General features: G+C 71.0%; 10 protein-coding genes and 2 tRNA genes. 3 read left to right on the top strand and 9 right to left on the bottom strand.

The window, feature by feature from the left end:
• Positions 1 to 11: 11 nt before the first annotated feature.
• The 9 genes from B1H50_RS08905 to B1H50_RS08865 form a co-directional block, all read right to left on the bottom strand.
• A complete protein-coding gene (locus B1H50_RS08905) occupies positions 12 to 1,193 on the bottom strand; it encodes a glycosyltransferase family 4 protein (protein ID WP_080463427.1) in 1,182 nt (393 codons plus the stop codon).
• A complete protein-coding gene (locus B1H50_RS08900) occupies positions 1,190 to 2,191 on the bottom strand; it encodes a phosphatidylinositol mannoside acyltransferase (protein ID WP_080463426.1) in 1,002 nt (333 codons plus the stop codon). Before B1H50_RS08900 ends, B1H50_RS08905 begins: the two co-directional genes overlap by 4 nt.
• Entirely contained in the window at positions 2,188 to 2,838 is a 651-nt protein-coding gene (gene pgsA, locus B1H50_RS08895; RefSeq protein WP_080463425.1) for a phosphatidylinositol phosphate synthase, read from the bottom strand. Before pgsA ends, B1H50_RS08900 begins: the two co-directional genes overlap by 4 nt.
• Positions 2,839 to 2,894: 56 nt before the next feature.
• Positions 2,895 to 3,497: an HIT family protein gene (locus tag B1H50_RS08890; protein ID WP_080463424.1), complete on the bottom strand. Its 603-nt coding sequence runs from the start codon at positions 3,495 to 3,497 to the stop codon at positions 2,895 to 2,897.
• Positions 3,490 to 5,547, bottom strand: coding sequence for a threonine--tRNA ligase (thrS, locus tag B1H50_RS08885; protein ID WP_080463423.1), 2,058 nt, complete (start codon positions 5,545 to 5,547; stop codon positions 3,490 to 3,492). The genes B1H50_RS08890 and thrS overlap by 8 nt, the downstream gene beginning before the upstream one ends.
• A gap of 156 nt (positions 5,548 to 5,703) precedes the next feature.
• On the bottom strand, positions 5,704 to 6,768 hold the full coding sequence (locus B1H50_RS08880) for a lipid II:glycine glycyltransferase FemX (RefSeq protein ID WP_080463422.1): 1,065 nt from the start codon (positions 6,766 to 6,768) through the stop codon (positions 5,704 to 5,706).
• A gap of 88 nt (positions 6,769 to 6,856) precedes the next feature.
• A complete protein-coding gene (locus B1H50_RS08875) occupies positions 6,857 to 8,095 on the bottom strand; it encodes a carboxylate--amine ligase (protein WP_080463421.1) in 1,239 nt (412 codons plus the stop codon).
• 271 nt (positions 8,096 to 8,366) lie between these two features.
• Positions 8,367 to 8,438 (bottom strand) — tRNA-Val (locus tag B1H50_RS08870).
• A 1-nt stretch (position 8,439) separates the two neighbouring features.
• Positions 8,440 to 8,512 (bottom strand) — tRNA-Gly (locus B1H50_RS08865).
• A gap of 165 nt (positions 8,513 to 8,677) precedes the next feature.
• Here B1H50_RS08865 and glgX point away from each other — a divergent pair.
• The 3 genes from glgX to treZ all read left to right on the top strand — a co-directional run bounded on the left by glgX (position 8,678) and on the right by treZ (position 15,625).
• Positions 8,678 to 11,059, top strand: a complete 2,382-nt coding sequence (gene glgX / locus B1H50_RS08860) for a glycogen debranching protein GlgX (protein WP_080463420.1) — start codon at positions 8,678 to 8,680, stop codon at positions 11,057 to 11,059.
• Positions 11,060 to 11,132: 73 nt separating this feature from the next.
• Entirely contained in the window at positions 11,133 to 13,817 is a 2,685-nt protein-coding gene (gene treY, locus B1H50_RS08855) for a malto-oligosyltrehalose synthase (RefSeq protein WP_080463419.1), read from the top strand.
• The gene (gene treZ, locus B1H50_RS08850) at positions 13,814 to 15,625 is read left to right on the top strand and encodes a malto-oligosyltrehalose trehalohydrolase (protein ID WP_080463418.1); all 1,812 of its coding nucleotides are present in this window, start codon (positions 13,814 to 13,816) and stop codon (positions 15,623 to 15,625) included. Before treY ends, treZ begins: the two co-directional genes overlap by 4 nt.
• Positions 15,626 to 15,733: the final 108 nt, after the last annotated feature.

Here is a 15,733-nt window from a genome sequence, read left to right as displayed (position 1 = left end):
GGGGTCCTCTCTCAGTCGTCGAGGGCATCCCGCAGGCGCCCGAGTGCGGTGCGCTGTCCCGGGGCGACGGTGACGCGTGTGTGGGCGGTGGACAGCGCCATGTCGTAGACGTCGAGGACGGCGTCGGTCACCCGCGCCCAGTCGTAGCGGCCGACGACCTCGGTGGCGGCGCGGCGGCGGGCCTCCGCGGCCTCCGCCCGGGTGAGGGTCTCGATGATGGCCCGGGCGAGGTCGGCGCTGTCTCCGTTGGCGAACAGTGAGCCGAGCCGACCGCCCTGGAGGACGTCGGAGAAGGCTGTGAGATCGGAGGCGACGACCCGGGTACCGGCGGCCATGGCCTCGACGAGCACGATGCCGAAGGACTCCCCGCCGGTCTGCGGGGCGACGTAGCAGGTCGTCGAGGCGAGCATGGCGGCCTTGTCCTCGTCGCTCACCCCGCCGAGGAAGGTCACGGCGCCCCCGAACCGGGCGAGCTCGCGCCGATGGTCCTCGGCCTGACCGCGACCGGCGATGAGGAAGCGCGCGCCCGGGACGGCATCGAGGACGGTGGGGATGGCGCCGGCGAGCACGGCCAGCCCCTTGCGGGGCTCATCGAGCCTTCCGAGGAAGGAGATGGTCGGGGCCCCGGGAGCGCCGGCGAAGCGCAGGTCGTCCTTGGGCGCGCGGGCGAAGGGGGCGACGTTGACGCCGTTGGGGATGACGACGGCGTCCCCGCCGTGGTACTGGATGAGGGTGCGCCGGGCCTCCTCGGACACGGCGATGCGCGCGGTGATGCGCTCCATGAGGGGGATGGCCATCGGGGAGAGCAGGCCCCGGGCCAGCGAGCGGTCCATGGCCGCGTGGAAGGTGCCCACAACCGGGCACGTGGCCGACTGGAGGGCGAGCATCCCGATGCTCGGGGTGATCGGCTCGTGGATGTGGAGCAGGTCGTACTGGCCGTCGGCCAGCCAGCGCCGCACCCGGCGGGCCACGCGCGCCCCGAAGCTGAGGCGGGCCACGGATCCGTTGTAGGGGATGGCGACAGAATCCCCGGCGGAGGTCATCCAGTCGGGCAGTTCGACGTCCTCCGAGGCGGGCGCCAGCGCGCCGACGTCGTATCCGCGGCTGATGAGCTCGGTGGCCAGGTCCATGACATGGATCTGGACCCCTCCGTGGGCGTCCATGGAGTAGGGGCAGACGAGTCCGATCCTCATGCGGGTTCCTCCTGCTCCCGGGCGTGGCGCCTGGCCAGCCGCTCGTGGTCCAGATCGGCGTCGTAGACGGGTTGGAGCATATGCCAGTCCTCGGGATGGGCGGCGAGGGCGGGGGCCAGCGCCGCCACCCACGCCCTCGTCCAGGTGGTGATGAGCGCGCGGGCATCGCCGTCGCTCCGCAGTCCCTCCCGGCCCCGAGGGGCGGGCACCTTGACGAGGGTGAGGACGATCCCCCAGCGGGCCCCGGCGCGGCGACGGCGCTCGCCGCTGAGGCGCTCGTAGTGGATGGCGGTCGCGTACAGGGGTGCTCCGAGGCGGTGCGCCAGGGCTGCGGGCCCGGCGGCCACGCGGATCGTGTGATCGAGGAGGTCCGCCTCGATGCCCGCCGACGACAGGTCCCTGTCGGCCAAGAGAGCGATGAGGTGGCGTTGCTCTCCGGCAGCGGCGGCAAGCGGCTCGAAGACCCTCTCGCCGCGGCCCTGCCCGATGACGCGCATGCCGAGAGAGGAGCGGAAACTGACGAACTGGTCGAAGAGATCGGCGGGCTCCAGGCGCTCGGCGACGGTGAGCACGCTGGCGAGCTCGGACGAGGCCCAGGCTCCGGCCAGGTCCCAGTTGCCCATGTGGGCGAGGGCCAGGACGACGCTGCCGCGCTGGAGGTCCTCGCGCAGCGTGGGGGGAAGGTCGGCCCGGACACGGGCGCGGATGCGCTCCCGGCCGACGCCGGGCAGGGCGAAGGCCTCATAGAAGTAGCGCATGTAGGAGCGCATCCCGGCGCGGGACAGCGCGCGGATCTGGCGCCGCGGGGTGCCGGCGGGCATGATCCTGGCCAGGTTGCGCTCGAGCTGGCCCACCCCGCCTCGGGAGGGCAGCACGCGTTGGCGTACCCACAGCGCGTCGCCGGCAGCGTGGGCGAGGGCGTAGCCAAGGCCGGTGGGCAGGCGCCCGGCACCCCGCCAGGCGATGCGGTAGGCGTCCTCGGCGCGGGGCCGCCTCACTCGGCGGCTCCCGTCCTGCCGCCCGCGGGCACTCCGGCGAGCTGGGTCCGAACGGTGAGGACCCTCTGGATGACGGTGATGAGGGAGGCGGTGCCGACGATCCCGAGCCCCGCGGTGATGGCCCACTGGGGGGCGCCCAGGCCCACGGCGAGCACGGCCAGGCCGATGGCGACGAGGCGGTCAGTGCGCTCGGCGATGCCCACGGAGGCCTTCGCGCCCACGGACTCGGCCCGGGCGCGGGCGTAGGGAACAGCCGCGCCGAGCACGAGCGCCGCCAGCGCCAGGGAGATCGTCCACGTCCTCAAGGGCCCGGGGTCCAGGTGCGTGGCGGCCCACATGGCGAGCGAGCCGAAGACGGCGCCGTCGGCGAGGCGGTCCATGGTGGAGTCGAGGAAGGCCCCGAAGGCGGAGGAGGCACCCGTGGCGCGGGCGAGGATGCCATCGAAGGAGTCGGCCACGAGTAGGCAGGTCAGCAGGATGGGGCCGAGGATGAAGCGGCCCTGGGGGATGGTGAGGACGGCCGCGGTGATGGAGGCGATGGTCCCCGCCACGGTGAGCATGTTGGGGGTGATCCCGGCCCTGGCCAGGAGCAGGGCCGGCTTGGTGAACAGGGCCTTGGTCAGGCCTCTGCCGTGGTTTCCGAGCATGGGTTGCCTCGTGTCTCGTGTCAGTCGGGTATGGGATCGCCGGCGCCGCGCGCCGATCAGGGCTCGCGGGGCGTGGCGGGCGCCGAGTCCCAGGCACCGGCGATCATGTCGCGCTGGTCCCCCAGGAGCTGTGGGACGGGCTTGGTGCGCCCGATGATCGGCATGAAGTTCGCGTCGCCGATCCAGCGGGGCACGACGTGCTGGTGCAGGTGCGCGGCGATGCCCGCTCCCCCGGTCTCCCCGGCGTTCATGCCGAGGTTGAACCCGTGCGGGCGGCACACGGCGCGCAGGACCTCCATGGAGCGGGCGCAGAGGTGGATGATCTCCAGGCGCTCGGCGTCGGAGGCCTCGGTCAACTCCGAGATGTGCCGGTAGGGGCAGATGAGGAGGTGCCCCGTGTTGTAGGGGTAGAGGTTCATGATGACGTAGGCGCGCTCGCCGCGGTGGACAATGAGTGCGTCCTCGTCGTCCCGCCCGGGGGCGGCGCAGAAGGGGCACTGGCCGGGCGTGGAGTCCTTGGGCTTGTCAGCCCCGCCGATGTACACCATGCGGTGCGGCGTCCACAGCCGCTGGAAGGACTCCGGCGCTCCCTCGTGATAGGGCGGCGCCTCGACCGAGGCGCGCCCGACGGGCGCCATCGGGGCGACGTCGTCACTCATGGACGATGAGCCTCTCATCAGCGGGGTCATTGAGGCGCTCGGCGATGACGCGGCGGATATGGGCTACGGCCTCGTCCACGGGCACGCCGTTGACCTGGTCGCCGCCGCGGAAGCGGAAGGAGACGGCGCCCGCCTCGGCATCCTCGCCTCCCGCGATGAGCGTGAAGGGGATCTTGTCCTTGGCGGCGTTGCGGATCTTCTTGCCGAAGCGGTCGTTGGAATGATCGACCTCGACGCGCACTCCGGCGGCGCGCAGCGTCGCGGCCACGCCGTCGACATACTCATCGAAGGCCTCGGCCACGGGGATGAGGCGCGCCTGGACTGGGGACAGCCAGGCGGGGAAGGCGCCGGCGTAGTGCTCGGTGAGCACGCCGATGAAGCGCTCGACGCTGCCGAGCTTGGCCGAGTGCAGCATGATGGGGCGCTGGTGGGCGCCGTCGGCGGCGGTGTACTCCAGGTCGAAGCGCTCGGGCTGATTGAAATCGTACTGGACGGTGGACATCTGCCAGGTGCGGCCGATGGCGTCCTTGACCTGCACGGAGACCTTCGGGCCGTAGAAGGCGGCGCCGCCGGGGTCGGGGACGACCTCGAGCCCGGAGGCCTCGCAGGCCGCGGCCAGGGCCTCAGTCGCGGTGGCCCAGTCTTCATCGGAGCCGATGAACTTGTCCTTCTTGGCACCGTCCTCGTCGCGGGTGGACAGCTCGAGGTGGAAGTCGGTCAGGCCGAAGTCCTCGAGGATGGAGATGAAGAAGGCGATCTGCGCCTTGATCTCCTCGGCCGCCTGCTCGGCGGTGCAGTAGGTGTGGGAGTCGTCCTGAGTGAAACCGCGCATGCGGGTCAGACCGTGAACGACGCCGGACTTCTCATAGCGGTAGTCGTGCCCCATCTCGAAGAAGCGCAGCGGGAGCTCGCGGTAGGAGCGTCCGCGGGAGCGGAAGATGAGGTTGTGCATAGGGCAGTTCATGGCCTTGAGGTAGTACTCCTGGCCCGCCTTGGTGATGGTGCCCGCCTCATCGCGCTCCTCGTCGGCGAGCATGGGCGGGAACATGGTGCCCGCGTAGTAGGGCAGGTGGCCTGAGGTGTGGAAGAGCCCGCTCTTGGAGATCTCGGGGGTGCGGACGAAATCGAAGCCGTACTGGCGGTGGCGCTCGATGACATGGCTCTCGATCTCGTGGCGCAGCATCGCACCCTTGGGGTGGAAGACGACGAGGCCGGGGCCGATCTCCTCGGGGAAGGAGAAGAGGTCGAGCTCAGCGCCGAGCTTGCGGTGGTCGCGCCGCTCGGCCTCCTTGATGCGCTCCTGGTAGGCGGTCAGATCCTCCTTGGAGGCCCAGGCGGTGCCGTAGATGCGCTGGAGGGAATCACCGGACTGATCGCCCTTCCAGTAGGCGGAGGAGGACTTGGTCAGGGCGAAGCCGTTGCCGATCAGCTTGGTGGTGGGAAGATGAGGGCCTCGGCACAGGTCCGTCCAGGCGACGGTGCCGTCACGGCGGACGTTGTCGTACATGGTCAGGCCGCCCGCGCCGACCTCGACGGAGGCCGACTCCGCGCCGGCCCCCTTGGTGGTGATGAGCTCGAGCTTGTAGGGCTGGTCGGCGAGCTCGGCGCGGCCCTGGTCCTCGGAGATATCGCGGCGCACGAAGCGCTGCCCCTCCTTGACGATGCGCTTCATGCGCTTCTCGATCTCCTTGAGGAGCTCGGGAGTGACGGCGTCGATCCCCCCGAAGTCGTAGTAGAAGCCGTCGGTGATGAAGGGGCCGATGCCGAGGTTGACGTCGGGGAAGATCTCCTGGACGGCCTGGGCCATGACGTGGGTGGCGCTATGGCGCAGGATGGCCAGGCCGTCCTCGGAGTCCAGGGTGATGGGCTCGACGGCGGCGCCCGCGGGGATCTCGCGCCCGAGGTCCCAGGGCTCGCCATCCACGCGCATGGCGACGACGCCGCGGCGGACCTCCTCGGAGAAGAACTCGGTGCCCGTCGTTCCCGCCCCGATGACGCGGGTGGCGCCGTCGATGGTCACGTCGATGGTCTGCGGGATCTGGGAGGGCACTGCGGTCTCCTAGGGTCGGGTGAGAGCGGGGCGCGCCATCGGCGCACGCGGTGCAGTCTACTCAGAGTAACCAGTGCCGCTGAGCACCGCTGAGCACCGTTCAGCGCTGCTCAGTGCGGCCCGGTTGGCCCCGCCCTCAGCACCTCTCGGCGCCCCTCAATGCCGCCCGAGGCGATCGCGCAGGACCCTGTAGGCCCCCTTGCCGGTCTTGGCGGCGCGCAGCGCGGCGTGCATAGCCTGGTTGACGGGCACGTCCCAGGCGCCGTCCACCTCGGTGGGGTGCTTGGCGTAGCGCTTCTTGTACATGCCGACCTGGTAGAGCTCGGGCACGCGGGGCGAGTCGGCGCCCATGAGGTCCAGGCCGCGGTAGCCCTCCTCGGCCAGGGTCCGCGCGGCCCACCAGTCGAGGGCCTCGGCGCCGCGGAAGCCGCGGGACTCGGTGGAGGAAGCCCCGTAGTAGGCGGTCGCGTCCTTGCCGGAGGTGGTGATGAGGTCCCAGCAGTGCGGGACGCCGTCGCGGCGCAGCACGAAGAGGCGGGCGTGCTCGGGGCCGAGCGAGGTGAGCATGGACCAGTAGACATCGGCGGGGTGGGGGCGGAAGCCGTCACGGCGGGCGGTCTCGGCGAGGACCTCGTAGACGGCGGCGAACTCGCCGCGATCCAGGCCCGTCTCGTCGCTGATGGTGCAGCCGGCCTCCTCGGCCACGCGCTGAGCGCGCCTGACGGCGCGGCGCCCGTCCTTGGGCATAGCGGCGGCGATGGCGTCGGGCGTGCGCGGCGTGAGGTCGATGACGAAGGTGCGGTCGTAGGTGATGGTGTTGAGCAGCTCACGGAGGTCCGGGGCGTTGTAGCGGGCGTGCATGCGCAGGAAGGGGATCGCGCGGTCGCGGCGGCGGATCTCGGCGCGCAGCAGCTCGCGCAGATGGGCCTCGCGCTCGGGGGACTGCTCCTTGAGCCAGGTGGGGCCGTGCTTGGCCCACAGGAAGGGGCGGCCGCCGATGGTGTCGGTGTAGATGGCGATGGCGGCCACCGGCTTGGAGTCCTCACCGACATAGAGGTAGCGGCCCCACAGGTCGTGGCCCTGGGAGGCCTCATAGCGCTCCCAGGCATCGGTCTGCTCGATTCCCACCGGCGTGTTGCCGATGGCCAGGCGCATCTCGCGCCCATCGACCCTCCTGAGGGTCTCAGGGCGCCCGGTGGCGAAGTGATCGTTACTGGTCATCATCATGCTCCTCGCGCGGGGTTATCAGGGATCCGGGTGGGGTCCGCGGCGCTCGGCGACCGCTGGGCGGGATGCCGGGCAGCGCGCGTCAGTAGGACAGGTCGGTGGGCTTGGGGTAGTAGCGCTTGAACTTGCGGTAGTGGTTGAGGCGCTGGGCCTCGACGAGCGCAGCGCGCACCAGGGAGCGGTCCGCGGGGTCGCGCAGGGGGTCGGTGCCTGGGGCGAGCGAGCGGATGCGGGCGGCCAGGGCGTCGTCGCGGATGTAGCGCAGCAGGAGCCGCGTGGGCACCAGGGAGTAGAGGATCTCCGTGGTGACCTCCTTGCGGGGCAGGGGCTCGCCATCGATGAGGTCGGCGAGCATGGGGACCATGGGATTGGCGCCGGCGGCCGTCATGTAGAAGGAGTTGCGGCCGATGCGCGGGTTGATCTCGAAGAAGACGGGCTCGCCGGTGGCGGGGTCGATCTTGACATCGAAGTTGGCGAAGCCGCGGTACCCGGCCGCGGTGAGGATGCGCTCCGCGCCGGCCCACAGCTCGGGGAAGGCCTCGGTGATCATGGCGACGGGGTTGCCGATCATCGTGGGGGCGTGGTCCTCCAGGAGGACGCGGGCCGAGCCGATGAGCCTCACGGCGCCGTCGGAGCCGACGTAGGCCGTGATGGAGCGCATGGCGGTGTTGTCCCCCGCGATGAGCTCCTGGACGACGAAGGTGGAGCGGAATCCGGCCTCGCGCAGGCCGACCCACAGGGAGTCGAGCTCGGCGGCGCTGTCCACGAACCAGATCTTGCGCTTGCCGGGGAACTCGACGGCGTCGTAAGCGGCGCCCACGGCCGCCTTGGCCACGAGCGGGAAGGGGATGTCGATGGCGGGGGCGGCCCAATCGGGGTCGTCGGCGCCCGAGAAGTCGACGACGACCTGCCGGGGGCTGCGCACGCCGGCCCCGTCGCAGATACGGCCGAAAGCGCCCTTGTCGGAGACGCGGTCGATGACGTCCACGTCCGGGAAGGGCACGGCGTAGACCGGCTCGAGGTCGCTCCGCAGGGAGGCGAGGATGGTCGCCATGGCGTCGGTGTTGGCCATGACGACGGCGCTGCGGGGCTCGCGCCCGGCGGCCAGGCCGTTCAGGGCGTCGCGGATCTCGTCCCGGGCGGCGTGGGCAGGCAGGGGCTCGATGTCGATGTAGGTGGAGCGGCTGATGGCGTCGATGGGCGCGTTGGCCAGGACGGTGACCCGCTGGCCGGTGGCCTCGTGCAGTTGGCGGGCGATGGCATAGACGCCGATGTCGCCGCCGATGACGACGGGCAGGATCCGCTCGTGCCGTGCGGTCATCCGTGGTCCTCCTGGGGATCGTGTGGGCGGGGCCGTTGGAGCGGGCTCCGCCCCCGCGGTTCAGGGCCGGCGGGGCGGACGCCGCGTCGCCACTGGGGCCAGCCTAGCCGCACCCTAGCCGCATGAGCACGTGAGGGAGAGGAGGGAGACAACGCGCGGGTCGCCGAGCGGTGGCGAGCGCCGATTCCGGCGCCACCGCCACCGAAGACACTGGTCAGACCGACGCAGAAGGTCCGGGGCGCCGACAGCGGCCCGGACCTCGATGGGACAGTGGGCGATACTGGGTTCGAACCAGTGACCTCTTCCGTGTCAGGGAAGCGCGCTACCGCTGCGCCAATCGCCCGAGCGGATGACGGGACTCGAACCCGCGACCCTCACCTTGGCAAGGTGATGCTCTACCAACTGAGCCACATCCGCATTGCTCGCACCGTATCGCGGCGCGGCAGAAACGTAGCAGGGGGTGCGCGGCCTTGCCAAATCCGCCCCGCCCGCCGGCCCATGACCTCCGTCACGCCGTGTCATGCGCGCGGTCAAGCCACAAGGTCCCGCTCCCGGGCGCCCCGTCGTGGCAAGGTATCAGCCATGGACACCAGCACGGGCAACCCCCTACCGACTCGCGCACCACTGCCGACGGCGGCCGAGTCGTCATCCCCCGAGACCCCTGAGCCCGCGACGACCCCCGCTCCCGAGATCCCCACGGCTCCCCCCACCTCCCCCGCCGAGCCCGCGGAGTCCGCCGCTCCCCTTGAGGAGCCCGCCGCTCCCCTTGAGGAGCCCGCCGCTCCCCTTGAGGAGCCCGCCGACACGCCGGTCGTCTGGCCGGGAAGGCCCGCCCCCCTGGGCGCCACCTTCGACGGCTCGGGAACCAACTTCGCGCTGTTCTCCTCGGTCGCCTCCGGCGTCGACCTCTGCCTCTTCGACGATGACGGGACCGAGACCCGCGTGCCGCTGACAGAGGTGGACGCGGGCGTCTGGCACGGCTACCTCCCCTCGGTCCACCCCGGCCAGGTCTACGGCTACCGAGTCCACGGCCCCTACGACCCCGGGGCGGGCCATCGCTGCGACCCCTCCAAGCTGCTCCTCGACCCCTATGCCAAGGCGATCTCCGGCCAGGTCTCCCCATCCCCCAGCCTGTACTCCTACAGCTTCGACGACCCGGGCACCCGCAATGAGTCCGATTCCGCCGGCGCCACGATGCGCTCGATCGTCATCTCCCCCTTCTTCGACTGGGGCCACGACCGTCCGCCGGCCCACCCCTACCACGAGACGATCATCTACGAGGCCCACGTCAAGGGCATGACCAAACTGCATCCGGAGATCCCCGCCGAGCTGCGCGGCACCTACGCCGGCCTCGCGCAGCGCCCGGTCATCGACCATCTCAAGGCGCTGGGCGTCACGGCGATCGAGCTCATGCCCGTCCACCAGTTCGTCAACGACACGCATCTGCAGGAGAAGGGCCTGTCGAACTACTGGGGCTACAACACCATCGGCTTCTTCGCCCCGCACAACGCCTACGCAGCCTACGGCGAGGCCGGCCAGCAGGTCCAGGAGTTCAAATCCATGGTCAAGGCCTTCCACGAGGCCGATATCGAGGTGATCCTCGACGTCGTGTACAACCATACGGCCGAGGGCAACCACATGGGTCCCACCCTGTCCTTCAAGGGCATCGACAACGCCGCCTACTACCGGCTCGTGGACGGCGACCAGGAGCACTACTTCGACACCACGGGCACGGGCAACTCCCTGCTCATGCGCTCCCCGGCGGTCCTGCAGATGATCATGGACTCCCTGCGCTACTGGGTCACCGAGATGCACGTCGACGGCTTCCGCTTCGACCTGGCCTCCACCCTGGCCCGCCAGTTCCACGAGGTCGACAAGCTCAGCGCCTTCTTCGACATCATCCACCAGGACCCCGTGCTCTCCCAGGTCAAGCTCATCGCCGAGCCCTGGGACGTGGGCGATGGCGGCTACAACGTCGGCGGCTTCCCCGCCCTGTGGAGCGAGTGGAACGGCCGCTACCGGGACACCGTCCGGGACTTCTGGCGGGGCGAGCCCTCCACTCTGGGCAACTTCGCCTCCCGGATCACCGGTTCCTCGGACCTCTACCAGAACTCCGGGCGCACGCCGGTGGCCAGCGTCAACTTCGTCACCGCGCACGATGGCTTCACCCTGCGCGACCTGGTGTCTTACAACGAGAAGCACAATGAGGCCAACGGCGAGGGCGGCGCCGATGGTGACAACGCCAACCGCTCGTGGAACTGCGGCGCCGAGGGCCCCACGGACGATCCCGCCGTGCTGGAGCTGCGCAGCCGGCAGGCCCGCAACTTCCTGGCCACCATCCTCTTCAGCCAGGGCGTGCCCATGATCTGCCATGGCGACGAGATGGGCCGCACCCAGAACGGGAACAACAACGCCTACTGCCAGGACAACGAGTTGACCTGGGTCCACTGGGACCTCGACGGCGAGTCCAGGGAGCTGCTCGCCTTCACCTCCGACATGATCCGGCTGCGCAAGAAGCACCCCGTACTGCGACGCCGCCGCTTCTTCTCCGGGGCCGCGGGCCATGGCGGCGAGTCCGACATGGGCGAGATCGAGTGGCTCGGCCCCTCCGGCGTGCGCATGACCGACGAGGACTGGGCCACCTGGTACGCCCGGGCCATGGCCGTGTTCCTCAACGGCGACGCCATCGCCGAGCCCGATGATCGTGGCCAGCGCATTGTCGACGACTCCATCCTCATCCTCATCAACGCCGCCGGGGAGGACATCACCTTCACCATCCCCGATGCCGACCATGCGCCGGCCTGGCGGATCGCCCTCGACACGGCGCCCGCCACGGACGAGGTCCATATCGGGACGCTGCGCGCCGGCCAGCAGGTCGTCGTCGAGGCGCACTCGATTCTTTTCCTCGTCTCGGCCGAGGATACGGGCGACCGCAACCGGGCAGTCCTTCCCGCCAAGCCCTGAGGCGTTCCTGATACGGTCCGGGCAACCGCCCTGACCACCGCGCGACCCAGCCCTGCCCAGAAGGCCCGAGAGCATGACCGATCACCGTCCCTCGTTCTCCTCCCCGCAGCACGCCGGGCCGCGCCGCGCCCGCGAGGGCCACGCGCCAGCCGACACCCCCTCCGCACAGGCGGCCCCAGCCGCTTACGCGCCCTGGTCCGGGCACCTGCCAGACGAGGGTCGGCGTGTCCCCGTGAGCACCTACCGCCTCCAGTTGGGCGCCGACCTCGACTTCGACGCGGCCCGGGCCCTCCTGCCCTACTTGGCCCGCCTCGGGGTCACGGACCTCTACCTCTCCCCCATCCTCCAGGCGGCCCCCGGCTCCACCCACGGCTACGACGTCGTCGACCACACCCGCGTCTCCGAGCCCATGGGGGGGCGGGAGGGTCTGGAGCGCCTGGCCGGCGCCGCCCACGAGGCGGGCTTGGGCGTCGTCGTCGATATTGTCCCCAACCACATGGCCGTCCCCACCCCCGGCTGGTCCAACCTGCCCCTGTGGTCGGTGCTGCGCGACGGCCCCGAATCCCCCTACGCGCACTGGTTCGATGTGTCGGTCGATGAGCCGATCCTCATGCCGATCCTGGGGGCGCGCATCGGCCGCATTCTGGCCGACGACAAGCTGCGCCTGGAGCGGATCGTCGTTCCCACCGAGCCCGACAGGGGCGAGCAGTGGGTCCTGCGCTACTTCGACCATGTCTTCCCCGTCGCCGAGGGCACCGAATCCCTGCCCATGGCCGTGCTCGTCGAGCAGCAGTTCTACCGCCTGGCGTACTGGAAGGTCGGTGACGAGGAGACGAACTACCGCCGCTTCTTCGACGTCGGCACGCTCGCCGCCATCCGCGTGGAGGACCCCGCCGTCTTCGAGGGCTCCCACGCGCTCATCACCGAGCTCATCGAGAACGGCACGATCGACGCGCTGCGCGTGGACCACCCCGACGGCCTGGCCGACCCGGGCGGGTACTTGGAGCGCCTGAGCGGGGCCACCGGTCGGGCGTGGATCGCCGCGGAGAAGATCCTGGCGCCCGACGAGTCCCTTCCCCCCTCATGGCCCGTGGCCGGCACCACCGGCTACGACGCCGCCTGGCGCATCGACCAGCTGCAGGTCGACCCCGCGGGCTCGGCGCGCCTGGGCATGCTCATGCACGAGCTCGCCGGTGAGGGCCCGATCGACTACCCGCGCGTCGTCGAGACCGCCAAGCGGGAGGTCATCGGCGGTTCGCTGGCCGCGGAGGTCTATCGGCTCGCGGGCATCCTCGACCGCCTCACCTCCCTGGACGTGCGCCTGCGCGACCACACCTTGCGCGACCTGCACGCCTGCCTCGTCGAACTGCTCGTGGCCGCGGACCGCTACCGCGCCTACATCGTTCCCGGGCACCCGGCCGACCCCGAGCAGGCCGCCGTCCTGCGCGCCTCCGCCGAGCGCGCCCGTGAGCGCCTGGAGGAGGATCAGGCCGAGACCCTCGATCTCGTCGTCGCGCTCCTGCTCGGCGAGCCCGTGGGCAGCGAGGGCATGTCCGACTCCCCCCTGCGGGCCGAGGCCATCGTCCGCTTCCAGCAGGTCTGCGGGGCGGTGACCGCCAAGGGCGTCGAGGACACCGCCTTCTACCGCTGGATGCACCTGACCAGCCTGACCGAGGTCGGCGGGAACCCCTCCGGCTTCGCCCTGGACCCCGATGAGGCTCATGCCTGGGCCGAGCGAGTCCAAGCCACCTGGCCCGCCACCATGGTGACCTCCACCACCCACGACACCAAGCGCGGGGAGGACGTGCGCGCGCGCCTCGACGTCCTGGCCTCCTACGCCGACGAGTGGACCGACCTCATCCATCGGCTTCGCCTCCTGACCGCTGAGGCGCGGCCAATGGACCTGGACGGGCGCAGCGAGATCCTCCTGTGGCAGGCGCTGTGGGGCACCTGGGCTCCCGGCAGCGCCGACCCGATGACCCCCGAGCGGCTGACGGCCTACCTCATCAAGGCCTCCCGTGAGCAGAAGACCTGGACCACGTGGACCAGTCCGGACACCGCCCGCGAGGAGGCGCTGACCGGCTACGCCGCCCATCTGCTCACCGATCCCGCCGTCGCCGAGCAGATCGAGGCCTTCGCCTCGCTCACCGCCCGCGAGACCCGCGCGATCGTCCTGGCGAACAAGGCCCTCGCCCTGACCTGGCTCGGCGTGGCCGATGTCTATCAGGGCTCGGAGATCACCCGCACCAGTCTCGTCGACCCGGACAACCGCCGACCGGTGAACTACCACGGCGAGAGCGGCCTCGAGCGAATGCTCTCCCACCTGGACTCCGGCACCCCCGCGCGCGGACTGGACGAGGAGAAGCTCGCGCTGACCGCCGCGCTGCTGCGCCTGCGCCGGAACCGCCCCGAGACCTTCGTCGGATCGCGCTCTGGTTACCGGGCGATCCCCGTGACCACTTCGCACGCCTTCGCCTTCGCTCGCACGCTCGACGGCGAGGAGGACGTCATCGTCGTCGTGCGGCGACTGGGCAGGCGCCTGGCGACCCTTGGGGGCTGGCGCGAACACTCCATCGTCTTGCCCGAGGGGACCTGGCGCTCGGCGACCACCGATGCCGAGACCGGCGGGGGCACGCTCCCCTTGGCCGATCTCATGGGCGACGCGCCCGTCGTCGTCCTGGCGCGCCAGGCCTGCCCCATTGCCGCGGATCCGGCCCAGGGCACGCGGGCTCACGGGCAGGAGAAGGCCCGGTCATGATCCCGCCCGGGACCTCCGCTGCGGGCGCGCCCCGCCCCTGGACGAGCCCCGCCCTGCCCATCGGCGAGCGGGTCCCCGTGTGGGCGCCCAGCGCCGCCGGAGTGGAGCTCAGCCTGCCGGCCACCGGTGAGGCGCTGCCCATGGAGCGCGTCGGCGATGGCTGGTGGATGAGCCCCCGCGCACTCGCCCCCGGCACGGACTACGCCTTCCGGGTCGATGGCTCCCCCGACCGCCCCGATCCGCGCAGCGCCCGCCAGCCCTATGGCGTCCACGGCCCCTCCCGCTTCGTGGACCCCTCGGCCTGGGCCGGAGTGTGGACCGATGACGGATGGGCGGGCAGGGACGCGCTCGGTGCGGTCATCTACGAGCTGCACGTGGGGACCTTCAGCCCCGACGGAACGCTCGACGCGGCCGCGCAGCGCCTGGGGCACCTGGCCCGGCTCGGGGTGGACATGGTCGAGCTCATGCCGCTGGCGCCGTCGCCGGGCGCCTCGGGCTGGGGCTACGACGGCGTGAGCCTGTGGGCGGTCCACGAGCCCTACGGCGGGCCCGAGGCCCTGGCGCGCTTCGTCGATGCGGCGCACCGCGAGGGGATCGCCGTGTGCCTCGACGTCGTCTACAACCACCTTGGCCCTTCGGGGAACTACTTGGGCGCCTTCGGCCCCTACTTCACCGCCGCGCACCACACGCCCTGGGGCGAGGCCGTCAATTTCGACCAGGCCGGCAGTGAGCAGGTGCGCGCCTATGTCATCGATGCGGCTCTGCGCTGGCTGAGGGACTTCCACGTCGATGCCCTGCGCCTCGACGCGATCCACGCCATCGTCGACAACTCCCCCCGCCATGTGCTCGCCGAGCTGTCCGACGCCGTCGCGGCGCTGTCCGGCGAGCTCGGCCGACCGCTGGGCCTCATCGCCGAGTCCGATCTCAACGACGTCGGCGTCATCACTCCCGCCGATGAGGCGCCGCCCGCGCGCGTGCCCTCGCTGGGGATGACCGCTCAGTGGGCCGACGATGTCCACCATGCCCTGCACGCCCGCCTGACCGGCGAGGCGCAGGGCTACTACGCCGACTTCGCCGCCCCGGGAGCCTGGCTGAAGGCCTACTCCCGCGTCTTCCTCCACGATGGGTCGTGGTCGGGCTTCCGCGGGCGCCCGTGGGGCGCGCCCGTCCCGAAGGGCACGGACCCCCGGCGCTTCGTGATCTTCTCCTCCAACCACGACCAGGTGGGCAACAGGGCCGTCGGGGACCGGCCGGCCGCCTCGCTGGACGATGACGCGCTAGCGGGGCAGGCGGCACTCGTACTGCTCAGCCCCTACACGCCGATGCTGTTCATGGGCGAGGAGTGGGGCACGCGGCGCCCCTTCCAGTTCTTCACCGATCACGACGACCCCGCCCTGGCGGCGGGCGTGAGCCAAGGGCGCAAGCGGGAGTTCGCCGATTTCGGCTGGTCGGCCGAAGAGATCCCGGACCCGCAGGCACCATCGACGGTGGCCGCCTCGCGCCTGGACTGGCACGAGCCCGGCACGCTGGAGCACACGCGGATGCTGGACTGGTTCACCCGCCTGATCGCACTGCGCCGCGAGCTGGGATGGTCGCAGCGCCAGCAATGGCCCAGGGTCGAGGACGCCGACGACGTCATCACGGTGGCCTACAATGACGTGATCGTCGTGGTCAACCTGTCCGGCCAGGAGCGCCCGGCACCAGATCACGGTGAGGTCCTCGCCTCGTGGGAACCCGGGGAGGCGGGCGTCGGCTCATGCCGCCCCGGCGTCCTCGCGGCGGGCCAGACGCTCATCGCCCAACGCTGACCGCTCATACCTCAAGAAATCCTGGAACAGGACCGAGGGCCACGAGTGGAGGAATTCTCCTCAGAGCTCATATATAGGCCTGATGACAATGAGGATCCCCCGTCATCA

Origin of the sequence: Actinomyces gaoshouyii (assembly GCF_002072175.1) — a bacterium.
Lineage (GTDB): Bacteria > Actinomycetota > Actinomycetes > Actinomycetales > Actinomycetaceae > Actinomyces > Actinomyces gaoshouyii.
This window is presented reverse-complemented; position numbering and strand designations above follow the sequence as displayed.